Genomic DNA, 25278 nt, shown 5'->3' with positions numbered 1-25278 from the left:
AGTTGACAGTTTGAGAGCGACCTCTACCTAGAAGGAAGAGGATTGGAGCAATGAATAGTCTGATTTTAATTTCTCCCTCAAAGGGAGAGGCTTTCAACCAATTCTTTCTGGTAATTTTAATTGCCTTTGTCTTCAACCCGCGGAGGCGGGTTTTGTTTTTATAGACGCGGTTTCAACCGCCCTGTCTTCTTTTTACGCAATTCCTGCTTAATAAAGGCAAAAAACAGTAAAAATTAAATGATAGAAACAAAGACTACGGCACAGATATATACAGTAGAAAATACAGAGGAATTTAATCAAACTAATGTCACTCAGCGATTAGATATTTGGCTGTCAAACCAGATACCAGACTTATCGAGATCGCGAATCCAAACTCTGATATCACAAGGCAACGTCAAAGTCAACGACGCAACCTGCACCTCGAAAAAAATATCAGTCAAAACGGGCGATCGCATCCACATCACTTTACCCGAAGCCCAGCCCACAAAATTAGAACCCCAAGCAATTCCCCTCGACATCCTCTACGAAGACGACAGCCTAATAATCATCAACAAACCAGCCGGATTAGTCGTCCATCCAGCCGCCGGACATCTAGACGGTACCTTAGTCAACGCCCTGTTAGCCCACTGTCCCCTCGCAGAAATCGGCGGCGTTCAACGCCCCGGAATCGTCCACAGATTAGACAAAGATACAACAGGTGCGATCGCGATCGCCAAAACCGACATCGCCCACCAAAACCTGCAAGCCCAACTCAAAACCAAAACCGCCCGCCGGGAATATTTAGGCGTAGTTTACGGAGTTCCTAACGCCGAAACAGGTACAATAGACCTACCCATCGGCCGGCATCCCACAGACCGCAAAAAAATGGCAGTAGTACCAGAACAAAAAGGCGGCCGCCCCTCCGTTACTCACTGGACAATCAAAGAAAGAATCGGCAACTATTGCTTAATGCACTATCAATTAGAAACAGGCCGCACCCATCAAATTCGCGTCCACACAGCCGAAATTAAACATCCCATAGTCGGCGACCCCATGTACAGTTCCAACCGTTCCATCGGCGTAAATTTAACCGGACAAGCCCTCCACGCATGGCGCCTGCAATTGCAGCATCCGTTAACCGGAGAGTTGATTGAGGCGATCGCGCCTTTACCCGATCAATTCAACACTCTGCTAAAAATATTGCGCCTGCGAGCTCATATTTGATAATTGGTAACTGAGTATGGGGAATTAATAATTGGGAATTGATGACTACTAACTACTGTTCGCGAGCGGGGACAGCACTACTACTGTTTGCGAGCGGGGACAGCACTACTAACCACTAACCACTAACCACTAACCACTAACCACTAACCACTAACTACTAACCACTAACCACTAACTACTAACCACTAACTACTAACTACTAACCACGGACAAAAAATTATGAGTCCTGAGTTTTGGATTCCGAGTTTAATAAAAAACTCAAACCTCAAAACTCAAGACTCAAAACTCTCTCAGCCTAAAAACTGATCGATTAAATCCATAGCCCGACACAAACAATAGTACCAAGCAGTATCAATTAGCGGCGAGGAACCATCGTGGCAATATTGATATTAGCCAGAGATACGCGCTGCGGCGGAGTAGCAGGCATGGACATATTCCGAGCCATATTCAAATAGTTCGACGGATCGCCAGCCTTCGCTTGCTGTTCTTGAGGAACAAAACGGCGAACTGTACTCTGCCAAATGATTTGCGGGAAGCCAAGCTGCGAGCGGTGGTACTCGTTGTAGCGAGGTGTCTTCAAATTGAAAGGAGTTTCCCCTCCAACACGCTGAGGCAAAATTCGGCGTTTTTGGTAAGGAATTGTATCGTAGCCGAAGTTGTCGAGGTACTCATCGCTATTGACCAATTCGTCAATAAACCCTTGAGGCCCCTTGGTTGCAACTACGATCGACCAAGCAATCTTTTCGCGATCGCTGTAAACATCCCGGCCCAAAACGCGCTGCACGCACATTTCCACAAACCGGTAGTTGCTGTTAGTTTGGTAATTCCGTTCCAAGAAAGGCCCCGAAGTCGCCAAACCGCGAATGAAATCCCGCACAGTAATTTGGCCGAACTTGAGTTGCGACTCCAAAGACTTTTGGCGGTTGCTCTTGAGGATTTGGTGTTCGCTGTAAATCTGACGATATCCAGCCCAAATCAAATTTTCCATGTCCCCGGACGAGAGCACATTTTCAGTTGTGAAAACTCTGGGCTGCTCGTCGCCCCCTACTTCATAACCAGCAACGCGCTGGTTTTGACTCTTGGGGGCGTAGCTTAATAAAGGAAGCGCCACGTTAAAATCTCCGTTATCTCAAATTTCAGAAATAGTTGACACCGCGAGCTGCCAGCATAACGGATACAACTAACCAACATACAGATTAGGGGATTCCCGCAATCTAAATCCGATTTTCCTGAATTTTTGCAACAATCTGTAACATTTGTTGTCAGTGGGCAGTGGGCAGTGGGCAGTGGGCAGTGGGCAGTGGGCAGTGGGCAGCAAAATAAATTACCAGCCCAGAGCCGAGTAAAACTGGCTGGGAGGGGCTTGATCCTCTGCTGCTGGCTTAGCTGCATCGGAGTCTGGTTCCACTCGAACTTCCGTACAAAAAGTCGATGTGCTGAAACCGCCAAAGCGCTTTACCGCACTTGTCCGCATCCGCACGTTCGGAGTCGCAAACCAAAAACGCTCGATCGAACTCATGGTCTCGTATTCGGTAATCAGCAACAGCGCATCTTCATCATCCATCTCAAAACGGCCAGCCACCGGCACAATTTCCGCGTAGCCCCGTTCCCGCAACATCAAACCCTGCCGCGGATTTTCAGGATCGGGGACGATCGCGAATACGGTAGACCCCTTATGATTCTCATCATCCTTATCCCACGCCATAGTGCCGTGCCAAGTCACAAACGCTCCCCCAGCAGCCCGACTCGGATCGACTTCGTGCATCTGGCAAATCTCAGCCACTCGATCGTCATCCGCACCCAGCGCCGTTACTTGAATATTTGAATCTCCAATCTCCGCTTGGCGAAAAGCCAGATGGTGAGTGCTGCGCTGCGATCGCCACTCCCCAGCACTGCTCTGAAAAAACTCCATTGCATCCATACAAAATAGCTCCTTTGGCTTAGGCTTCCCGGTTTTTATCCCTGTTTTATGATAAAGCTCCCCCCACTTAGATGTACTTTTGCGACACAAATTAGTTTCAAAATGTGTACTTTGGACATATTGTCAAGCAGATGTTATGATAGTTTACAATAGAGGGAACACAACAAAGCCTGCGGAACGTCATTCCGATCTATCTCGCATCGATCTCACGTAACAAACTGGAGGAGCGATTTTATGGATATGCCTACAACCAGCCTCAGCATGGAACAGCAGTTTAAATTGCAACTGCTGCGCGAACAAGTCAAAACATTGAGTCAAGACCAAGCTCAGGAATACTTGCTAGAAGTGATGCGACAAAACATGGTCAAAGAAAACCTGTTAAAGTATTGGATGAAGAAGATGTGAGCTTTTCGAGAACTTCTTCAACAAAATCAGCTACTTGTATCTGCAAAAAGTACGATCGAGCTTTTAAACATAAAAACCAAGAATCTCGGCTCCTCCAAGAAACCGGGATTCTTCAGTTATCAAGAAATTGGGTTTAAAACCCTTTCTTCAGTGGCCGGCTTTTTCCATAATTAAGTAATGTAACATAGTATTGACTTTGGGGGCAATCAATTCTAGTCTAAAATTAGATTTTAAGGATTAAGTATCTCGCTGCAAAGCCAGGAAAAATCGTAATTAAAGTCAATCACAAACAACTAAAGATCAAGTTTTAGAAATGGTACGCGGGCCAGGACGTGAAACCAGGGATTTTAAATCCCTAAACGCTTGAGGAGCTTGTTGTAAGACAAGGATAGCAGCCCACCTTTTAAGGCAAAAGGATTGCGCCCAAGAACCCACGCTTGCGCGGGATATTAAGATCGAAATGTCTTAAGAATCCTCGTGCCTGTCTGCCGAGGAGTGTCAAGTCTGAATTGGTTCGTAGTAAGGACTTTAGTCCTGTGACGGATGAGGACTAAAGTCCTCACTACGAACCAATTTGATTGTCGTCGTTCGTGTAGGGCGATTGTTTCAACCTGTTGGAGACTCCGGCAAATCAACCAAAACGGCCGCTGACATAATCCATAGTAGACTCTTCCTTCGGATTTTGGAAAATCACCTCAGTCCTGTCGCACTCCACAAGATAGCCAAACCGCTTCCCATCGTCAGAAAGTTTAGCATTGAAAAAAGCAGTCAAGTCAGAAACCCGAGTAGCCTGCTGCATATTGTGAGTCACGATTACAATCGTATACTTCTCCTTGAGTTCCCGCATCAACTCCTCAATCTTAATCGTCGAAATCGGGTCAAGGGAAGCGCAAGGTTCATCCATCAATACTACATCAGGATTAATTGCGATCGCCCGAGCAATACACAAACGCTGCTGCTGGCCACCCGAAAGCGAAAAACCGCTTTGCTTCAGCTTATCCTTTACCTCATCCCACAAATAAGCTTGTTTGAGCGACTTTTCCACCAACTCATCCATATCTCCCTTATAGTTATTCACCCTCGCACCGTAAGCAATATTGTCATAAATCGACTTCGGGAAAGGATTCGGCTTTTGAAACACCATCCCAATCTTGCGGCGCACCTCCACAGCATCAATATCAGGATCGTAAAGATTTTGACCGTGATAATCAATTCGGCCTTCTAAACGAAAACCGTTAACCAAATCATTGAGGCGGTTAAAACATCGCAGAATTGTACTTTTACCGCAGCCAGACGGCCCAATTAAAGCAGTAATCTGATTTTTGGGAATCTCCATGCAAACATTTTTTACCGCGTGAAAAGCGCCGTAAAAAATATTGATATTCTCAGTACGTAAAACAGTTTCAGTCTTATTTGCCAGATTCATCATACACTTAATACTCCAATCGAATTTTACAAATGAAAATGTTATTGGTGATTGGTTATTGGTTCTTGGCCACCCCCAACGAATGACAAATAACAAATAACTAATGACTTCAATAAACCTTTTGGCGAGTAGCCCAACGAGACAGAATACTCGTCAGCAAAACCATCAACACCAAAATCAAAGAAGCAGCCCAAGCCAATTCTTTCTGTGCCTTAAAAGGAACCGTTGCAAAGTTGTAAACCAAAACCGAAAGACTCGGAGTTGGCTTATCAAATCCAGCCGGCCAAAAAGGCGAATTCAGCGCCGTGAAAATCAAAGGAGCAGTTTCACCAGCAGCGCGAGCAACCGCCAAAGTCACACCAGTTAAAATAGCCGGAATTGCCGCAGGTAAAACCACCTGCAACACTGTTTGATAATTAGAAGCACCCACACCAACCGACGCCCATCTGATATCCTGCGGGACAATTTGTAGAGCTTCGTCAGTAGTCCGCACAATCGTCGGTAACATCAGCACAGCCAGCGCCGCGCCTCCTGCAATTGCCGAAAAACCTCCCATATTTACCACGAACAAACCGTAGGCAAATACACCTGCAATAATCGATGGAACTCCGCTGAGGACATTAGTTGCAAAGCGCACCCAGCGAGCGACTTCGCCGCTGCTGAACTCTGACAAATAAACGGCGGCCAATACGCCAAAAGGAACAGCAATTAGAGAGGCAATTCCTACGGTCATTAATGTACCGATAATTGCGTTAGCGATACCGCCTCCCGACAGTCCAGGCGGGGGTGGCAATTTGGTAAATAAGTCTAAATTTAGGCGGTTAAAACCCTGTATGGTTACGTAGGAAAGGACTGCAAACAAAGGCAGCAGAGTGATAGCCATACAAGCTCCAGCTATTCCGGTCATCGCCAGATTTAACAGAGTTCTAGGGCTATTTTTGACCTTCTTTAAACTGCCTACTTTCTGTTCTAAAGAATTCTCGTCAGGGACGGGATTTGACATAAATAAAGCTATTAGGAAATTGTGGCAAACTTCTAGTTGTACTTGGCTCTTACTTGAGAAACAATCCACTCTGCCAAAACATTAACAATCAGCGTCATGATAAACAGAATTAGTCCCGTGTACATCAGAGCAGACACTTGCAAGCCGGAAGCTTCGGCAAATTGATTTGCCATCAAAGAAGCAATAGTATTTGCAGGAGCTAGCACTGAAGCACTTAACTGATTGGAATTGCCAATTAACAGGGTGGCTGCCATTGTTTCTCCCATCGCGCGGCCCAGGCCGAGCATGATTCCGCCGACAATCCCGGAAAAAGCTGCGGGTACTAGCACTCTAAAAATTGTTGTCCAGCGAGTTGCTCCCAAACCTAGAGATGCTTGTCGCAATTCGGGCGGGAGACTGGCTAAAGAGTCGCGGGAGATAGCAGTAATAATGGGCAAAGTCATGATTCCCAAGATTACTCCGGCAGGTAACATTCCCGGGCCAACTGGCGGAGTGCTAAAAATCGGCAGCCATCCAAAGTTACCGTTGAGAAACTTTCCGATGCTGGTAAGTATGGGAATCAATACAGCAATTCCCCACAAACCGTAGACTACGCTGGGAATGGCGGCTAAAAGTTCTACTAAAAAAACTAAAGCTGTGCGTACTGGGAGCGGCAAAAAATCTTCGCTCAGGAAGATTGCAGTCCCTACTCCTAATGGTACCGCAATTAGGAGCGCGATCGCCGAACTGACGATCGTCCCATAAATCATCGGCAGCGCGCCGTACTCTTCTTTAACCGGATTCCAGCTACTGCTAAATAGAAATCCCAAACCGTACTGTTGAATCGCAGGTAACGCTCTATAAGCAACCGTCACGGCGATTACCAGCAAGATTACACCCACTCCGATGCCCAAAATGCGCGTCAGCCAGATAAAGGCTTGGTCTAACGACTTTTCTGCTCTTGAGCGCGATCGACTCTCTAATTGAGGGCTATTATTATCTGAAACCATAAACAAAAAACCCAAATAATAGTAGTGAGAAAGATTAATTTTAAGAAAAAGCTAGCTGGAAGAAAGCAGAAAGAAAAAGAATAAAAAAATCAAAGGGGCGGGTTGATTAATCCCGTGACTTTTCAACAAATATTTCTGGTGAAGCCCGCCGCTTTGATTTTGAAAGACGTAGATTGCGATTTACCTTTGGGTGGGGGCGGGTTTACGAGATTATTGGTTTTAGGCAATTATTGTTGGTGAATCCGCCCCTACAGAAATATCTCTCTTCTTTCTTCCTTCAATCGCTATTTGGCAACTTCAATTTTGTAGTCGGCGCTGATGCCGTCGGCCGCCGCGGCTACTTTTTCTTTAACACTTGCAGGCAAAGGAACGTAGCCCAATTCAGAACTAACTTTTTGACCTTCATTTAAGCCGTATTCAACCATTGCCTCGATGGTTTTAGCTTTGTTGGGGTCAGCAACTTTTTTGGGGACGAGCATCCAAGTGTAGGTGACAATTGGATAGGATTCAGCGCCTTCTGGGTCTTCGATAAATGCTCGCAGGTTTTCCGGCAGGGGCACTGTTGCTAGAGCTTTAGAAGCTGAGTCGTCGGTAGGTGTGACAAAGGTGCCTGCTTTGTTTTGCAAAGATGCAAATTTGACGTTGTTGTTTTTGGCATAGCCGTATTCTATGTAGCCGACGCTGCCTGCGGTTTGCAGGATTTGGGCTGTGATGCCTTCGTTGCCTTTTGCACCAATAAAAGTACCTGTTTTGGGCCACTCTACTGTTTTGCCGTCACCTACTGCGGTTTTCCAGTCAGGGCTGATGGCACTCAGGTGTTTGGTGAAGACGGCTGTTGTACCGCTACCGTCGGAACGGTGGATGACGGTGATGGCTTGGTCTGGCAATTTAGCGCCTGGATTGGCTGCGGCAATTTTGGGGTCGTTCCACTTGGTAATTTTACCTTGGAAGATTTCTGTGTAAACATCCCGTGGCAGTTTGAGTTCGGGTACGTCTGGCAGGTTGTAGCCGATAACGATGCTGCCGGCTGTCATGGGCAACAAAATCACGCCTTTGTCTGCTGGAACTTTGGCGATTTCGTCGTCTTTCATGGCGGTGTCGCTAGCGCCAAAGTCTACTGTGCCTTTGGTGAATTGTTCGATTCCGGCGCCGCTACCTACTGATTGATAGTTAATTTGTACTTTGGGGTTGATTTTGTTGAAGTCTTGAAACCAACGCTGGTATAGAGGTGCGGGGAATGATGCGCCTGCTGCTGTGATTGCTACGTCTGAGGCGAGGGCGAGTTTGGTGTTGGTTGCTGCTGCAACGGGGGCAGCGCCGGGGGTTGCTGCGGTGTCGCTGCCGGGGCTGGGGCTGCTGCTGGTGGTTGTGCTGCCGCCGCCGCAAGCTGCTAAGCTGAGGGCGATCGCCATAGCAGAAATTGCTGTGGTAACACGATTCGGATTTATCAAGTTGATACGAAAAATCATAAGTATAGAAATTTGCGATCGTTATACGGGTGTCGCGCACTAGCATATCGCGCGAAAGTAAAGCTTAGGTTAAAAATCTTTACATTTTATCTTAATCTAATGTTAACCAAGATTAAATTCATTCATGAGCTTGACAAGTGTGATTTTTTTAGATATATGCCAAATAAATTAGTAGAGAAACAAGGATGCGATCGCGCGATCGCGAACAATTCCACATTAGGCGATCGGCACATCCAGACTTGAGAACCATAAAACCCTACAATGGTGGTTGTTTTGACAAGGTGCTAGTATTGAGAACTTAAATGCTGCTAGCGTTGAAGCTGGCATCTGAGGAATACCTTCTGACGAACACCGTTTGACGATCATGCCTGCTCCTATCGAATTAATCTGGGCTGTTATTGGTTTGCTCCTAACGATAGGAGGCACTTTTTTGCCTGCATCTGTGACAATGCCGATCGGGTTTTGGGACGATCGCGGACTTCAGGCGTACTCTTTAGGTGTTACCTATCAAATTGGAGCAGTATTGCTAGTAGGCTGCATGGGTGGCAAAAATGCGGCGGCTCTCTCGCAAATTGCCTATTTGGTATTAGGATTGACTTTGTGGCCAGTTTTTGCTCAAGGTGGCGGCATCGGCTACATTAAAGAAGCGAGTTTTGGGTATTTGTTGGGTTTCGTGCCTGGTGCTTGGGTGTGCGGCTGGGTCGCTTTTAAGGTTGCTTCGCGGTTGGAATCGATCGCTTTTAGTTGTTTGTGCGGTTTATTTACAGTTCACGCGATCGGCTTAATTTATCTGATTTTTAATTACTTGCTGATTCCGGGCAAAAAAACACCTTTATTGAATGAGATTCTGAAATATTCGGTTTATCCTCTGCCAGGCCAATTGGCTGTGGTTTGTGCGATCGCACTTCTGTCATTTACTTTGCGCCGCTTGATGTTTTATTAATTGGGGAATTGGGGCATAGGGCATAGGGCATAGGGCATAGGGCATTGGTAATTGTGCAAAATTGGGTTATAGTATCATTCTGCAACGGGAAAGTCATCTCGCTGCGGGTGGGAAAGATCGGCTAAACTGCTGAAACGCGAGATTTGAGTGAATTATCCCATGCCCGATGCCCTATCTTTTATTCCCTAATCCATGCGTTTTAAAAGAAATCCCTTGTTCTGGGTAGCTGCTATTATCAGTTTAGTTTTAGACCACCTGAGCAAGTTTTGGGTGGTGCAAAATTTTGACTTGACGGTTCCTCCGCAGACTCAGCCGCTGTTACCGGGGATATTTCACTTCACTTATGTTGTTAATACCGGTGCGGCTTTTAGTTTGTTTAGCAATGGTGGGGCGAGTTGGTTGCGCTGGCTGTCTTTGGGTGTGAGTGTGGGATTGATGATTTTGGCTTGGTTCGGGCCGCGAATTAACCGCTGGGAACAAGCTGGCTACGGTTTGATTTTGGGGGGCGCACTGGGTAACGGGATCGATCGATTTATTTTGGGCCACGTTGTAGATTTTATCGATTTTCGGATCATTCGGTTCCCGGTATTTAATCTGGCCGATGTGTTTATTAATGCTGGGATTATCTGTTTGTTGATTGCAACTTTTCACGGTGCACCGCCGCCGAGAAACCGAGATGATAGCGATTCTATTTCAGAGTAATAGGATTTTTCTCAAGTCTTTGTACGGTTTTTGAAGAGGGCGAAGCATGACCGCATATAAGTTATTAGTTATAATCTTATATTCACTGCGGTCATGCTTCGCCCCTACAAACATATTTGCCTTGCGCCAGATGCACCCAGTCAAACGAATGTTGTTTGGACTCTGCTGGCGATAACACAGGTGTGTCGCTACTCGAAAAGTCGATGTTTTTTGAGAGATTGTGAATGGCGACGCACCCTACGGCTTTCTCACTCATTTACCAGAAGAATTGGTTGAAAGCCTCTCCCTTTGAGGGAGAAATTAAAATCAGACTATTCATTATTCCAATCCTCGAACTTAAGGGTAGAGGTCGCTATCAAACTGTCAATTGTCAACTGTCAACTGTCAACTGTTGAAACTAACCCAACGATTCGATTTGATTTATAACCGGGAAAAACTCGATCGACCTTTTCCCCATCCAGCCGTAAATGACTCTGCAACAAAGTAGCAATTACATCTCGAAAATCCGTCGTCACGGCTAAATCGCGCTTTTGATACAACTGACTTTCATCCAATCCCGGCCACTCGCCATAAACTTTGCCGCCCTTAATATTACCACCCAAAAGCCACATCGCATTTCCGTGTCCGTGATCCGTGCCGCCGTTGCCATTTTCGCGCACAGTGCGGCCGAATTCTGAGATAACTACGATCGCACTTTCGGAGTAAACATCACCCAATCCCTGCACCAAATTCGCCAAACCCTGTCCCAGGGGGCGCAATCTTGCGGCTAATTGACCTTGGGAACTTCCTTGATTGATGTGGGTATCCCAGCCTCCGAGGGCGAGGAAAGCTAGCTGAATGCTGGAGTCTCTCGCCATCAGCCGCCCCAATTGCGTCGCGTCGCCCGGGAAACCATCGGCTAAGGGTGCGCCGTTATTGGCGGCTTTCATTTCTGCATCCAAGTTAGCCAGCAGGGTTTGGCGGGCGGCGCGACTTTCTCGATATGCTTGACCTAGTTGGTCGCTATCGCTGTAAAGTCGATCGAATGCGGTACCGATTTGGGGTTTGTCAATGGCGATCGGGCGACCAGCATTTTTACCTAGTCTAAAGCTGGCAACTGCCATTTTTCCCGACAGGATGCGGGGTGTGGAGGTGCCACCATTCAGGGCTTGGACGGGGGAATTGGCGGATATGACTGACAGCAGGCGGTTCATCCAGCCGTCGGGGGTCTTGTTTTTGCCGGGAGTGCCACTTTCCATGTAGTCTTGCGCCTCAAAGTGCGATCGGGTGGGATCGGGAGAACCGCAAGCGTGGGCAAATGCGAGGGTTCCTTGCTGCCACAGCGGGGCGATCGCGCTGAGTGCGGGGTGGAGTCCAAAACGGCCGTCAAGGTCGATCGCACCGCCTTGCAGCCCCGGTTTTGGGATAGCTATTTTGGGTCGAGATTGATAGTAATTCGCTTCTTGGTAGGGAACAATTACGTTTAAGCCATCGACTGCGCCGCGCAAAAAGATGACAATTAATCGTTTGCTGTTCTTGGGTGCGGCGGCTTTCACGGCTAAACCGTGGAGTCCGACAGACATAATTGTCGAAGTTGAAAGCAATCCGGTTTGGATTAAAAATTGGCGTCTGTTCATGGTAATGGGTAATGGGTAATGGGTAATGGGTAATGGGTAATGGGTAATGGGTAATGGGTAATGGGTAATGGGTAATTGGTAATTGGTAATTGGTAATTGGGAATTGGTAATTGGTAATTGGTAATTGGGAATTGGTAATTGGGAATTGGTAATTGGGAATTGGTAATTGGTAATTGGTAATTGGGAATTGGTAATTGGGAATTGGTAATTGGAAGTTAAAGTGCTAACGCTCTTCCCTCTGGGAGCATCTCAGTTTTACAAGAAGCATTTTTTATTGTAGTGCTGTCCCCGCTCGCGTGCTTATACACCCACGCGAGTTCTCGACAGCACTATAAATGCAAAACTGAGATGCTCCCTTCCTTCTTCCTTCTTCCTTCTTCCCTCTTCCTTCTTCCTTCTTCCTTCTTCCTTCTTCCTTCTTCCTTCTTTTATCGGCGCATAAATTCTGGACTGCCCAAAATCAAAGCGGGGCGTAAATTAGCCGGACTGGAGGCGATCGCACTTTTGGTATTCGCCGAGAAATCATTCCCCAAAATATTAGCTAACTGCGACGGATCTATTAACTGGTTGCTATTTCTCGGGCCCATTGGCAAAGAGGAGTTAGAAGGAGTTGCGATCGCAGGTAACATCCATCCCGACTGATTGTTGTCAGCGGGAGGAGAGTTTAAATACAAGGGATTGGTGGCCAAAGCCGTGACAAAACTCAACCGACGGGCGATCGCATCTGGATTCAGCCAAGCATCTTGAGTATTCTTGTAACCGTCGGGAGTTGGGCAGCCGTAAGGTGCCATTCCTAGCTGTAGCAAAGTTGTGTACAGCGGTTGAAAATTTTCTACTGTCTTATTTGTCGATCGCACCGCCGATATAACGTATTGGTAGGGAGTTTTAAACTTAGCGCTGTAATTTTTTTTATCCCAGAATTCTCGGCTGCGGAACAAAGTATTTAAGACTTCGCGGATATCTCCATCAGTTTCGAGAAAGCGCTGGCTGAGGCGATCGACTAACGCATTTGGCGGGCTGTCAGCCACAAAATATTGAGCTAATTTATAACTGACGTGTTTGGCTGTGGCTGGGCTTTTGGCTAAAATAGTTAAAGCTTGTTTTCCCTCGGTTTCGCCCGAACCTTTGATAGTTTTCCCGAGAAATATTTTATCGCTAAAATCATGGCGTTTGGCATCAAAATAAAAGCTGTAACCGTCCTTTTCAGATGGTCGCGGCCCAAATCCCCAGCCTGTAAAAATGCGAGCTAATGCGATAACATCTTGTTGCGTATAACCCCCATTGACGCCTAAGGTATGCAGCTCCATTAACTCCCGCGCATAATTCTCATTTAATCCCCGAAATCCGCCTTTGGCTCCGATACTTTTTGGATCGGTATTTTGCCAATTATCTAAATAATACAACATGGCAGGATGACGGGAAGTTGCACCTAGCAAGTCCCGGAATTTTCCCAGAGCGTAGGGTCTAATTGCTTCTTGTTCGTAGGCTCCTACCCAGAGTTTATTTAATCCTTTATCTGAGTAAACATTAAAGTGATTGTACCAAAAATCCACCATAACTTCTTGCAATTGGCGGGGACTTTCTGCCGATCGCAATAAACGAGCTTTAACTGCTTCTTGGAGAATTATCCGAGCCTTGATGCTGGCGGCTCTGATTGCTTCTGGTGTTGGTTTTTGACCGTTTTGCGATCGGCGGACACCGTATTCGACAAAGAGTTCTGCTGGTGTTTTTTGCAGGGTTTCTAACCTGTTGATGCGAGAGGTAAGGTTCTGAGGTTCGGGGATGGTTTCTGGGGAGAGTTGCTGTTGGATGTAATTTTCTGTGCCGTGCGATCGCACTTTTTCGATATCGCCCAATCGCGGGCCAAAACTAATGCGGTTGAGGAGATGCAGAATTTTGGAATTGTCGGGGGGACTGGCGGCGCTGCTGGAGGCGATCGGGCACAGCCACAAGTAGAGAAATAATGCCCCATGTTTGAGTTTCAGTTTCATAGTAGCTGCTGGGGGAACTATTGGTTAATTCTGTATGCCTTAGACTGGTTGGGCGGCAAAAAGGTTCAATAGTTTAGGATTTCGGCACTGGCGATGGAAAACCGGATTTTTTAACCAATACTTGCTTAAAACTCTCAATAAGAGTTAAAAAAACCCGGTTTCTTTGTGGGCGAGTGCGTAACTCCTACGGTTGTTAGTCATCAACGCCCAACATGGATACGCGGATGACACAAATTTATTATCCGTATCTCCGCAGGCGATCGCTGTCCGGCGGTCAGTCCATAGCATAAAATTAGAAAAGAAAGAGATATTATTTTCCTAAAGCTAAACTTGCCCGTGACTCCTAATCCATTTGCCGAAGAACGCCTGCTATTTGCCCCAGCAACCCCCGATGCTGATGCTATTCCGACTATTTTTGCATTTCCCAACGAGTACACGGTGGGGATTACCAGTCTCGGCTATCAGATAGTGTGGGCAACTTTAGCCGTGCGATCGGATATTGAAGTCAGCCGTTTATTTACTGATATCAACGAACCACTTCCCCGACATCCAGAATTGCTGGGATTTTCGCTTTCTTGGGAACTCGATTATGTAAATATTCTCAATTTATTGGAATCTCTAGAAATTCCGATTTGGGCATCAAAAAGAACTGACAATCATCCAATAGTATTTGGTGGTGGCCCGGTTCTTACCGCGAATCCCGAACCTTTTGCAGAATTTTTTGATGTAATTTTGCTGGGAGATGGCGAACATCTCATTGATAATTTTATTGATGCTTGTAAAGAAGTTCGTAGTGCCGACAGACAAACTAAATTGCGGCATTTAGCGCAAGTTCCTGGGGTTTACGTTCCCAGTTTGTACGAAGTAACTTATTTGGATGCCACGGAGGGGATTAAATCGATTCATCCTGTGGATTCTGAAATTCCTAGTATGGTGGAAAAACAGACTTATCGCGGCAATACTTTGTCTGCTTCTACTGTAGTGACAGAAAAAGCGGCTTGGGAAAATATTTATATGGTGGAAGTGGTGCGGAGTTGCCCAGAAATGTGCCGTTTCTGTTTGGCAAGTTATCTCACTTTACCATTTAGAACTGCGAGTTTGGAGGATTCGCTAATTCCGGCGATCGATCGCGGTTTAGCTGTGACTAATCGTTTGGGTTTGTTGGGTGCTTCTGTGACTCAGCACCCAGAATTTGAAGCATTGCTGGAGCATTTAAACCATCCGAAATACGACGGAGTGCGGCTGAGTCTTTCTTCGGTACGCACGAACACGGTGACAGTTAAGTTAGCGGAAATATTGACAAACAGAGATAGCAAGTCTGTGACGATTGCGGTGGAAAGTGGTAGCGAACAAGTTCGCAAGATTGTGAATAAAAAACTCACTAACGATGAAATTATTCAAGCTGCTATTAATGCTAAGGCTGGTGGCTTAAAAGGGATTAAGCTTTACGGTATGGCGGGAATCCCCGGCGAAGAGATGGAGGATTTGGAGGAGACAGTGGCGATGATGAAGGCGATTAGAAAAGCCGCTCCGGGTTTGCGCTTGACTCTGGGATGCAGCACTTTTGTCCCGAAATCTCATACTCCTTTTCAGTGGTTTGGTGTGAATAAAGATGCAGAGAAGAGGCTGAAGTTTTTAGATAAAGAATTGCGGAAGTTGGGATTAGAATTTAGACCTGAAAGCTATAACTGGTCTGTGATTCAGGGTTTGCTATCGAAGGGCGATCGCAGATTGTCTAAGCTGTTGGAATTAGTGCGACACTACGGAGATACTTTGGGAAGTTATCGGCGGGCTTTTAAGGAGTTGCGGGGAGAGTTACCGGAAATGGATTTTTATGTTTTCCAAGAGTGGGATTTAAATCAGGTTTTGCCTTGGAGTCATTTAAAAGGGCCCTTACCAGAAGCGACTTTGAAGAAGCATTTGGCTGAGGCTATGAGTCATTCGATTTGAGATTTTGGATTTTAGATTTGGAATCAATATTTCTGGTTCTCGATATTTCAATCGATTGCATTTGTCATGGAAAAATGTAGATTTTAAGACAATAATGGTACGTAGTTGCGCTTCAGCGCTCTTTCTTATATATAAAGCAATACGGTTCACTTAAGATAATAAAGGTACGTAGTTGCGCTTCAGCGCTCTTTCTTATATATAAAGCAATACGGTTCACTCATGTACTGCTAGTCGTGAAACTCCCATGAAAAATAGATACAGTTTGCTTCGTTCCTCTCGAAAGACAATCTTAAGTAAACCGTATTAGATTTTAAAATGGAGTATTTGCAGTTTAAGAGTTAGGAAATGGCGGAATGCAAAAGAAAGTTTGACAGTTATCCTATTTTCAGGCTCTAGGGGGTTAGTTTGATTTTAGGCGATCGACTTTATTTGCGATCTGGCGAGTGCAGAGGTGCGGATCTTTGAGATTTTCGATATGCAAGTTAGGGATTCTTCGCAGGATCCACACCCTACAATTACTGTTGCTTTGATCGTCAAATTTCCCGCAGGGAAACGGCACTGCCGTGTCCGAATTTCGGGGCAATTGTCGATCCGATTTAAAACTGCTATAATTTCCACCAAAAGGTCGATCGCCCAATCAAAACTCGATCGCCAAACAGCACCTACTTTTCCATGATGACCACAAAATCCTCAATCATCACGTCAAAAGTGCGGGCCAACTTGTACACTGCGGCAAAGTCAACCATCGCCATCCCCTGAGAGCGGGCATAATTGCTAATCGTACTGTACCCCACGCCCGATCGCTGGGCAACCTCCTTCAGCGTCCATCCCTTCTCGGCCGCCAACTCTCGAACCCGCAACCTGACTAAACCTTTACTCATATAAACTATTTACAAAATTTTGGATTTAGTATAATATAGCAAAAAGCGATCGCCCAGGTCATTCGATTTTAGATTTTAGATTTTAGATTTTAGATTGACTCTAAAGATGAATCTAGAAGCTGGAACGTTGGTCTAAAGTTTGGGGCCGCTTACGGGAGAAATCGGCGCTTGTATCCGTTTGGCGGCAGAGTCAACGAAACTAAAGGCGATCGCCCGTTATAATTAATGCCGAGAGATAATTACTGTCGATCGCACCTAGCAGATAGACTGAGCTACCACCACCAGATGCAACTACAATGATATTAGAGAATCAGTTAAGATCGTCGTCAGCGATCGGCGCCTCAAAAATTATTCACAAATCGTTGACGGTCAATCCGCGATCGAGATTTGTCACCGAAGAAACCGTAGCACTTTTGTTCAACATCACGCCCGACCAAATTTACCGAATCGAATGCTGTCACAACATGGTGTACGTACACGCCAAAGGCCTCAGCAGATTCGTCAGCTACGCCGATTTCCCCCCAATCTTAGAAGTAAAACCGGCCTGCACCCAAGACTATCTCGGCTGGTACAAACGCTGGAAACGCACCCAAGCACCAGAATTTTGGACTAAATTTTATACGTACAACTTCAAAGCCGCTGTTTCAGTTGACAGCTTGCACGAGTGGGGTAAATTAGTCGCTACAGTTAAATTGGTAATTTCTGCCTCAGCATTGCAACAATTGCGCGATGTTTACGCTCAAGAAAAAACCTTAATGGAAAGTTTCTAAAGGGAGCATCTCATTTTGGTAAAAAGCATTTTTTCTTTGAGTGCGAGCGGGGACAGCACTACAAATGCAAAACTGAGATGCTCCCGAAGCTTTCTTGCCCTATCTTTTTTTAGGCGATTTGTCTAGGATTGCCGGACTGTCTGATTTTCAGGCAACCTGTCACCCCGTCAGCTCGATTATTCTCCTGCATCACCAACTAAGCGCGTGAGTCATTGCGCCAGCAGCAGCAACGATCGTTTCGCCTGATTCCGATCGCCCCCCTATACAAAATTAGCCGGATCTTGATCTCGCCGGTGCTTCACGGGAATAGGCTCACCTTGACCGTCACCCACGAGGGCGGCAGTTTCCTCTAAGCTTTCCCTCAGCCGTTTGGCCGCGTAAATGGACATATCGCGGGGCACATTTACCCGATCGCGCAAATACCGCAAAGCCCCATCAGAACCAACCGGCGGCGTACAACTTTCGCCAGTCACCATCAAAGTTAAAGCACAGCGCAAAGCCTCATCGAATAAGTTGTCATCAGCAGGGTTGACTTGAACGATCTTGTGGCGGTGTTTGATGACGCGCTGGAGTGCTTCAGCGCGGGAGGTTTCCGGTTCTGGATACATGACATCCGGGAGTCCGGCCCAAGGCCCATTATCTACGCGGGTTTTGTTGACTAGCATCTGCGGTTCACCGTTTTCATAGCACCCGCCCATTTGAGGTGGCAAATCGTGGACGTGCGTGTGGAAGTCGCTTTGAGTGCCGCGATAGGTGGGGCGACTTTCCATCCCTGCAAACCAGTCAGCAAAGCGCGGGTTTTCTTCCCGCATGGAATATCCCTTGTAGTAATAAAGACTGGCATTCATCCGTTCGACGTAGGGCGTAAAAATTACATCCGCAGTGCCAAACTCATCCAGAAAATATGGCCCGGGCGATCGCGCGAGTGCTGCTTCGACATCGGCGACGACGCTGATAAATTGCTTGCGGTTGTGTTGTTCTATTGCGGTTGAACTCGCCGGGTAGCACAGCCAAGAGCACCACGCTCTAAACAGCAGTCGCTCTAGGCGCCGCAGCGGAAGGACTTCGGGGTTTTTCATGCCCAAACTCAAGGGGCCGAAGACTTGTTCGAGGGCGATTAAGATATCATCGCTTTCGGTAATGATGCGGCCGTCTAGTTCGATCGCGGGTAACATTCCCGACGGCACTTTACGCTTGTACCAACTTTCTTTTGCCCCATAGCAGAACATGGTAACTTTTTCAATGCGGTAGGGAATTTGTTTTTCTTCCAACCACAGCCAGATTTTTTGGCAATAGGGACACCAGCCATGATTGTCGCGGTACAGGGTGACTCTCACATCGGATTCGGTTTTTCCGAAGAGGCGCAAGCGGGATTGAGAGTTGGTGGGGCCGTTGACTGTATCGACTTGAAAGTCGGTAAGGGCTTCTAGTTGTGTCCAGGTTAGGGGAGTGGCGATCATCGTAGTAGATGTCATAGTTCAGTTGACAGTTGACAGTTGACAGTTGACAGTTGAGCTGGGACAGCTATCTCTCCATAAAACGAAGAGGATTGGAGCAATGAATAATTTTGTTTTATTTTCCCCTAAAAGGAGGAGGCTTTAAACTTTAAACCCATTCTTCTTGGTAATACTATTTTAGACTTGGGATTTTAGATTTTAGATTTCAAATTGGAGATTGGATTAACTGATTCTAAGGATCTGCCTTGGAATCCATATCCAAGAGTACATTTTTGCTCAGGAATCATGTAAAAATAAGTTGCGTAACTTTTTAATTGGAGCCTTTAAATTAAATACAGTTTAGCAATGCACCTGATCAAGTTATTTTTACACGGCTCCTCAGCTAAAAAATGCTTTTAGGACTCTCCATCCTCACGACTAACCTAACTAGAATTCTAGTTACAATTGGGGAGATGGTGGGGCGTCTTGAATTTTGGCGAGTGCTGCTTTAATTTGGGGAGTTGCCAGGAAGTTTTGGGTGGCTGCAATCAAGCGATCGCCCCAGAGGTTGTCTTTGAGAAAAGTTACTGTGGCATAGCGTTTGTCCAATTTCAGGGCGGCTTCTCCCAGGGATAAACCTTTTTCTTTGTCGCCTTTGGTGTAAAGTGCTACTGCTAGAGCTAGCATTGGTTCTGCTGCTTTGTCGTCGATCGCGATCGCTTCTTGCCAGCGGCGGATGGCGTTATCGATATCTCCCATTTCGTATTTGACTAATCCAATATTGTTGATAGCGGGCCAGAGTTTTTTTTCTAAAGCAAAGGCTTTTTCATATTGGGCGATCGCGCGATCGAACTGCTTTAGCTTGTAAAAAGCGTTACCTAAATCAAATAATGCGCCCGGAGTGTCGGGCTTTATTTTTAACCCTGCTTGCAAGTATTCGGCTGCTTTCTCGTAGTTGGCTTTCCGAAAGTGAGCTTCTCCCAAGACAAATTTAATTGACGCATTTTCTGGCGACAGAGATTGAGCTTGCCCTAAAGCTTCAATGCCTTTGTCAAACTGCTCGATTTGAAGGTACAAGCTGCCTAACAAAGTCCAAGTTTGAGCATTCTTGGGGGCTAACTGCGTCGCGAGTTCGGCGCTGGGGACGGCGAGTTGGAACTGCTGGAGTCTCGCTAGCTGAACGGCTCGTTCTGCAAGGCTCAAGGCTGTCTGTTCGAGTCCGGCTGAGTCGATTTGCAGGGTGTAAGGCAGGAGTGCCTGACAGGCAACGGGCTTGGGCATTGTCCACAAACCGAGTGCGAGTAACAGAGATATTAGAGGAAGACGATTAGGCACGCTATCAGCCCCAGCAAAAAATATAATGGTTTCTCGATCGCCTATAATAACTCATAATTCTCCAAATAAGCCTTGCAGGACTAGATTATATTAAGGGCGATCGCACTAGCTTGCACCCCTAAAATAGTTGCCAAAGGTTCGCCACTGCTCAAACTAATAAAAGTTGCGCCTTCTCGTTGAGTAATCCTCAGCATATCAAACGTCAATCCCGGTGCTAATGCCAACTTGTCCTCACCCACAGTAAAGTCGCCAATTGTATCGAATCCGCCATTGGAAACTAACACAAATACATCGTTACCTGTACCTCCCCAAAGATTGTCATTACCCAAATCGCCGCTCAAGGTATCGTTACCGCTGCAACCGATGAGAGTGTCGCTATTTTCGCCTCCGTAAATACAGTCATTTCCGGCACTACCATCTAACAGATCGTTATTTTCATCGCCCCTCAATAAATCGTTACCTTCTCCACCGCAAACAGTATCGTCGCCCATGTTACCTAACAGCGAATCTTCACCTTGACTGCCGAGAATTAGATCGTTATCTTTGCCACCAAGCAAGCTGTCATTTCCTTGGTCGCCCTCGATAAAATCATCACCTTCACAGCCGTTAATTAAATCGCTTTGCTCGCCGCCGTTAATTGAATCGCTGCCGAGATTTCCATATATTGAATCTTGACCTTCATTGCCGAGGATAAAGTCTTGATTTTTGCCGCCAAAAAGCAGGTCGTCTCCTTGATTGCCATCGATAAAATCATTGTCTTCATTGCCGTTAAAAGTGTCGTTTGCTTCACCGCCGATTAAGTTGTCATCGCCTGTTTCCGCTGCAAATAAATTGGGATTTATGCTGCCAAAAAAAGCATCATTTCCGGCAGTACCAAACTGAATTTCGCTACTCCCGTTGCTATTGATAATATTATCGGCAGTATCGGGTTTATTGAGATCCGGGCGATCGATCTTATCGCAAATACAGTCATTGAAAGTGCGATCGGCTGGAGTCGGCGTTGGTGCCGGAGTTTGCGTATCAATCGGTGTTGGCGTTGGTGTCGGCGTCGGCGTATCAGTCGGAGTTGGAGTTGGAGTTGGTGTCGGCGTATCAGTCGGTGTAGGTGTTGGCGTCGGTGTAGGTGTTGGCGTCGGAGTTGGATTGGGAGTTGGCGTTGGATTGGGAGTTGGCGTTGGATTGGGAGTTGGAGTTGGATTGGGAGTTGGATTTGGAGTCGGAGTTGGATTTGGAGTCGGAGTTGGAGTTGGATTGGGAGTTGGATTGGGAGTCGGAGTTGGATTTGGAGTCGGAGTTGGAGTTGGAGTTGGCGTCGGAGTTGGAGTTGGCGTTGGCGTTGGATTGGGAGTTGGAGTTGGATTGGGAGTCGGAGTTGGAGTTGGATTGGGAGTCGGAGTTGGAGTCGGAGTTGGAGTTGGATTGGGAGTCGGAGTTGGATTGGGAGTCGGAGTTGGCGTTGGAGTCGGAATTGGCGCAGCAACATTCACAGCGAAAGTTCCCAAAATGTTAGCCGCCGCTAAATTGCCAGCAGTATCGCTTACCTGATTTGCTTGCAACTGCACGCTGTAAGTGCCGTTGTCCGCGCTATCCCAAGTATCGCCTGGAGGTACAATTTGATAAATTGCAGCGCGAGGCGTACCGTCTCCAGCAGGTGCAAAACTTACCAGGGTTCCCTGTTGACTGAAACCGCTGGCATTCGTGACGAGGATGTCGCTGCTGTCGAGAGTTGACGAAGATATCGCACTTGCATCGCTATATGTCACAGTTAAAGTTTGACTGCTACCGCCCGCCGTCGCGATCGCACCAACCGGAGTCAAACTGGCAGTAGGAGGAGTTTTGTCGATCGCGTAAATCGGCCCTGTAAAATTGCCATTTCCCGCACCCGTAGCGCCTAGCGGGATGTTGGCAGTATTTTTGATGCTGTCGTCATCGACAAGATTTAATCCTAAGGTGCCGTCGCCAGTGCCTGTGTTGACAGCTACTGTGTAGGTATTGCCGCTACCTGTTAAAGATGCGATCGCACTTCCTGTTACCCCCGTCCCCGTCACCGCAAAATCTGTGGCGTCAACTCCGGTAACGTTTTCGTTGAATGTTACCGTATAGTTAACAGTCGTAGCATTCGTTGGATTAGGTGTGGTACGGGCGATCGAGCTAACCGTCGGAATATTAGCAACTGTACCGCTAATCGTAAAGTCAAACGGATTGCGATCGCTAACATTGTTCGCAAACTGAAGCGTACCGCTAGTATTCCTGACACCTGGGAATGTCAGTGCAAATGTTGTCGATGCAGCGGGGGCGAGAGTTGTCGCACCAAAACCGCTTGTCAAACTGAAGCCAGCAGGGGCAATTAAAGGCGTTAGAACTACATTAGCTGCACCCGTATTCGTGACAGTAAAAGTTTTAGTAATCGGAGTGCCGACAGGAGTAATACCAAAATTAACACTGCCAGTGTTATCGGGAATATTGACACCATTTTCCGAGACATTAATAATCGGTGGTGGCAACTCAAATGCGCCGATATCGACAGTCGCATTTTGAATTCGCGGAAAACTCGTCCCGCGTTCATCGGTAGTAATTGCTGCGGGAATATTAGCATTGTTTCCGGTGTCGATCGCAGGACTGCTGGAAATCAGTGCGTGAGTTAGAGGCGAATTAGTTGGCGCGTTATTCAGGGCTAAAGTTGGATTGAGAACTTGACTGATATTAGTGATTCCGAGGGTAGCGAAAGATTTGTCAGTGCCTGCGGTATTGAAGCCTGTGCTGCCTGTAAGATTGCCAATTAAATTATTTTTATTACCGTTAAAAGTGCCAGTGACATCGGGATTTGTTGTAGCGGTGTTGCCAGCGATGATCGTGTTGTTGACATTTGTGGTAGGAGTAGGGCCGGAAGGAAAATTAGAAACTCCGCCACCGTTGCCTGCTGTAACCTGATTTAGCGCAATTGTATTGTTAGTTAGGGTTGCAACTCCCCAATTAGAAATTCCGCCACCAAAGTTACTGGCTGTGTTGCCGGAGATAGTGCTATTAGTTACAGTAAGACTGCCTCCAGGGAAGGAAATGTCACCGCCAAAGTTGGCAATCCCACCGCCATTTCCTCCTGCACCAAATGTGCTGTTAGCTGTGTTGCCGGAGATAGTGCTGTTGGTTACGGTGAGAGTTCCGCTAACCTCGTTGTAAACACCGCCTCCAATACCTGCCGTGTTGTTGGAGATAGTTGAACCCGTCAAGCTGACATTTCCTATAACAGCGATCGCCCCTCCCAAACCCGCATTTTCACTGCTGTTATTATTGGCTATGTTGCCAGAGAAACTGCTGTTAATTACCGTTACTGTACCTCTGGTAAAAATAGCACCGCCTGAACCCACATTAGCCAAGCCATTATTAGCTGCGCTGCCAATGCCACCAGCACCGCCTGTTGCTAAGTTGTTAGTGAAGGTGCTGTCAGTGAGGGTAAGAGCGCCTGAGCGATGAAAAATTGCACCTCCTATACCTCGACCGCCACCACCGCCAGAACTAGCACCATCACCGCCCCAGCCTATTGGAGTGTCGCTAAGATGACGACCACCGCCACCACCTTCTCCACCGCCAAAATTACCGTAGCCGCGACTACGAACAAACCCGTTGTCGTTGCCAGCACCGCCACCACCTCCCCCAAAGCCACTTTGCCCAATACCAAAAAAGCCAACCCCTCCCGCATTTCCGCTGCTGCCGCCCCCGCCGCTGCCACCGCCAAAACCACCGATCGCACCATTACTCGGGTTAAAGTTAGGGCCACCACCACCGCCACCACCGCCCGCGCCGTTACCCCCATCAGTGCCGGGACTTAAGACGCCGCCAGCACCCGCAGTTCCCCCAAGCAAACCGCCACCACCCCCGTTACCGCCGTTGGCCGTACCGTTTGCACCATTGCCCGCTAAGCCGCCACCTCCGCCTCCACCAGTTGCACCGCCGTCACCGCCATTGCCAAACATTCCCCCGCCACCACCGCCTGCATTGACCCCTGTAATGCCGTTGCCGCCATTACCGCCGATCGCCCTATTGCCATCAAATATCACTCGATTAAACGTGACATTTCCATTCAGAATAAAAACACCGCCTCCTAATCCCGCACCTCCACCTCCACCCGTAAAACCGTTACCGCCATTGCCACCTTTAGCCAATCCGTTGATAATTTTCAGATTAGTAAAATTAACAGTAGGAGTAGTCAGCGTCGGAGGTTGAGCGACATCGTTCCCGATCCAAAAAACTCGCCTAGTATTGTTACCGCTAACTCCGAAACCGTTGCCAATAAAATTTAAATTTTTAGTAATAATTGGCAGGTCAGCATTGAGAGTAATGTTGTTGAGTAAAGTTATTGTATCGCTGTCAATAGAAGTGTTAATTGCATTAGCAAGAGTGACAGTATCTGTGACATTAAAGTTAGGCAAGATACTTTTGTAAGCTGCCATTACTCCAATTTGAAAGGCTAAAGGTGTTTCAATATTTCCAGTTGCTTTTTCTAAGATCCAGTCGCCGCCTAATTCTGCATTTCCGGTTAAGTCGTCGGAAGCGGCAACATCTGCACCTGTGATTTCGCTTAATTTTGAGATGAAATTATTGCCTTGTTCTCCTTGAGCAACTTCGCAACCGTAGAGGAGAATGTCAGGTGTGGAATTTGAAATTGATGGCGAGAACCACTGTTTTAAAGATTTTTGATAGCTATCGAGATTGTCTGATTTTAGTTGTGTTGAACCTAATAACAAACTTCCCGGTTCGCCGTGGGAGATGATGTGAACGGCTTTGATATCGGTACGGTTTTTCAGTGCGGTGGCAATTTGTTCTATTCCGTCCGTTTCGGGGTTGAGTACAATTACTTCTGTTCCCGGTTTGACGCTGGCGGCGAGAGTTGAGAAATCTTCTACTCTGGAATCAATGACGGCGAGTTCCGAAATTTTAGGTGTACTCGTCATAGATTTCGCTCCAATTATTTATTCCTGATGGTTCGATTTTTATGATAAATAAGTCATTTTAGGCGAGATAATGAGTAATTACCAAGATAATTGGGTTAATTTTTATGAACCGCTGCATAGGTGTCAACTTAAGCTGTCAGCCCGCCAAGTCCGTTAGTGGGCCCGCGAGTCCGACAGGGGTTTAAACCCCTGCCTCAAAGCGCAAGTCCTCTCAAAGAGGACTGATGAGTTCTTGAGTCCTCTTTGAGAGGACTGTCTTCTATTAGACAGGGGTTTCAACCCCTGTCGG

Annotated in this window: 19 protein-coding genes; 7 read left to right on the top strand and 12 right to left on the bottom strand. The window is 46.9% G+C overall.

What is annotated here, in order from left to right; translation table 11 throughout:
• Positions 1-237: 237 nt before the first annotated feature.
• Positions 238-1203 carry an RluA family pseudouridine synthase gene (locus JGK36_RS09525; RefSeq protein ID WP_293197543.1) on the top strand — a complete coding sequence of 322 codons (966 nt, stop codon included), beginning with the start codon at positions 238-240 and terminating at the stop codon, positions 1201-1203.
• A 355-nt stretch (positions 1204-1558) separates the two neighbouring features.
• On the opposite strand, the gene JGK36_RS09520 is transcribed toward JGK36_RS09525, so the two are convergent.
• Complete coding sequence (locus tag JGK36_RS09520) at positions 1559-2314, bottom strand: phycobilisome rod-core linker polypeptide (RefSeq protein WP_293175615.1); 756 nt, start codon at positions 2312-2314, stop codon at positions 1559-1561.
• A gap of 213 nt (positions 2315-2527) precedes the next feature.
• Positions 2528-3124, bottom strand: coding sequence for a phycobiliprotein lyase (locus JGK36_RS09515; RefSeq protein ID WP_293175617.1), 597 nt, complete (start codon positions 3122-3124; stop codon positions 2528-2530).
• Between the two features lie 234 nt (positions 3125-3358).
• On the opposite strand from JGK36_RS09515, the gene JGK36_RS09510 reads away from it, so the two are divergent.
• Complete coding sequence (locus tag JGK36_RS09510; protein ID WP_293175619.1) at positions 3359-3529, top strand: NblA/ycf18 family protein; 171 nt, start codon at positions 3359-3361, stop codon at positions 3527-3529.
• A 631-nt stretch (positions 3530-4160) separates the two neighbouring features.
• Here the strand turns inward: JGK36_RS09510 and pstB are convergent.
• The 4 genes from pstB to pstS form a co-directional block, all read right to left on the bottom strand.
• Positions 4161-4955 carry a phosphate ABC transporter ATP-binding protein PstB gene (gene pstB, locus JGK36_RS09505; RefSeq protein ID WP_293189816.1) on the bottom strand — a complete coding sequence of 265 codons (795 nt, stop codon included), beginning with the start codon at positions 4953-4955 and terminating at the stop codon, positions 4161-4163.
• A 109-nt stretch (positions 4956-5064) separates the two neighbouring features.
• Positions 5065-5958 (bottom strand): phosphate ABC transporter permease PstA, encoded by an 894-nt coding sequence (pstA, locus tag JGK36_RS09500; RefSeq protein WP_293189794.1) that lies wholly within the window; start codon positions 5956-5958, stop codon positions 5065-5067.
• A 32-nt stretch (positions 5959-5990) separates the two neighbouring features.
• Positions 5991-6947: a phosphate ABC transporter permease subunit PstC gene (gene pstC / locus JGK36_RS09495; RefSeq protein WP_293175623.1), complete on the bottom strand. Its 957-nt coding sequence runs from the start codon at positions 6945-6947 to the stop codon at positions 5991-5993.
• A gap of 284 nt (positions 6948-7231) precedes the next feature.
• Positions 7232-8416 (bottom strand): phosphate ABC transporter substrate-binding protein PstS, encoded by a 1185-nt coding sequence (gene pstS / locus JGK36_RS09490; protein ID WP_293197541.1) that lies wholly within the window; start codon positions 8414-8416, stop codon positions 7232-7234.
• A 364-nt stretch (positions 8417-8780) separates the two neighbouring features.
• Between pstS and JGK36_RS09485 the strand changes: the two genes are divergently transcribed.
• Together JGK36_RS09485 and lspA are read left to right on the top strand one after the other, a co-directional pair.
• Complete coding sequence (locus JGK36_RS09485) at positions 8781-9359, top strand: biotin transporter BioY (protein WP_293175627.1); 579 nt, start codon at positions 8781-8783, stop codon at positions 9357-9359.
• A gap of 192 nt (positions 9360-9551) precedes the next feature.
• Positions 9552-10061, top strand: a complete 510-nt coding sequence (lspA, locus tag JGK36_RS09480) for a signal peptidase II (RefSeq protein ID WP_293175629.1) — start codon at positions 9552-9554, stop codon at positions 10059-10061.
• A 377-nt stretch (positions 10062-10438) separates the two neighbouring features.
• Here the strand turns inward: lspA and JGK36_RS09475 are convergent, their stop codons facing one another.
• Positions 10439-11677, bottom strand: coding sequence for a DUF1501 domain-containing protein (locus tag JGK36_RS09475; protein ID WP_293197539.1), 1239 nt, complete (start codon positions 11675-11677; stop codon positions 10439-10441).
• A gap of 428 nt (positions 11678-12105) precedes the next feature.
• A complete protein-coding gene (locus JGK36_RS09470) occupies positions 12106-13668 on the bottom strand; it encodes a DUF1800 domain-containing protein (RefSeq protein WP_293189791.1) in 1563 nt (520 codons plus the stop codon).
• A gap of 336 nt (positions 13669-14004) precedes the next feature.
• Between JGK36_RS09470 and JGK36_RS09465 the strand changes: the two genes are divergently transcribed.
• Positions 14005-15618: a radical SAM protein gene (locus tag JGK36_RS09465; protein WP_293175635.1), complete on the top strand. Its 1614-nt coding sequence runs from the start codon at positions 14005-14007 to the stop codon at positions 15616-15618.
• Positions 15619-16093: 475 nt separating this feature from the next.
• Positions 16094-16294 (top strand): hypothetical protein, encoded by a 201-nt coding sequence (locus tag JGK36_RS09460; RefSeq protein ID WP_293197537.1) that lies wholly within the window; start codon positions 16094-16096, stop codon positions 16292-16294.
• Here the strand turns inward: JGK36_RS09460 and JGK36_RS09455 are convergent.
• On the bottom strand, positions 16281-16499 hold the full coding sequence (locus JGK36_RS09455; protein WP_293175639.1) for a helix-turn-helix transcriptional regulator: 219 nt from the start codon (positions 16497-16499) through the stop codon (positions 16281-16283). The genes JGK36_RS09460 and JGK36_RS09455 overlap by 14 nt on opposite strands.
• Before the next feature lie 296 nt (positions 16500-16795).
• On the opposite strand from JGK36_RS09455, the gene JGK36_RS09450 reads away from it, so the two are divergent.
• Positions 16796-17269, top strand: coding sequence for a hypothetical protein (locus tag JGK36_RS09450; protein ID WP_293155973.1), 474 nt, complete (start codon positions 16796-16798; stop codon positions 17267-17269).
• 260 nt (positions 17270-17529) lie between these two features.
• Here the strand turns inward: JGK36_RS09450 and JGK36_RS09445 are convergent, their stop codons facing one another.
• The 3 genes from JGK36_RS09445 to JGK36_RS09435 form a co-directional block, all read right to left on the bottom strand.
• Positions 17530-18744: a glutathione S-transferase family protein gene (locus JGK36_RS09445; RefSeq protein WP_293189787.1), complete on the bottom strand. Its 1215-nt coding sequence runs from the start codon at positions 18742-18744 to the stop codon at positions 17530-17532.
• 420 nt (positions 18745-19164) lie between these two features.
• Positions 19165-20040, bottom strand: a complete 876-nt coding sequence (locus tag JGK36_RS09440) for a tetratricopeptide repeat protein (RefSeq protein ID WP_293175643.1) — start codon at positions 20038-20040, stop codon at positions 19165-19167.
• An 80-nt stretch (positions 20041-20120) separates the two neighbouring features.
• Positions 20121-24989, bottom strand: a complete 4869-nt coding sequence (locus JGK36_RS09435) for a DUF4347 domain-containing protein (RefSeq protein WP_293197535.1) — start codon at positions 24987-24989, stop codon at positions 20121-20123.
• Between the last annotated feature and the right edge of the window lie 289 nt (positions 24990-25278).

This window comes from Microcoleus sp. PH2017_35_SFW_U_B, from assembly GCF_020737865.1.
In the GTDB taxonomy this organism is placed as follows: domain Bacteria; phylum Cyanobacteriota; class Cyanobacteriia; order Cyanobacteriales; family Microcoleaceae; genus Microcoleus.
Note: the sequence above shows the minus strand (reverse complement) of the source record. Positions and strands in the feature narration are given on the sequence as shown.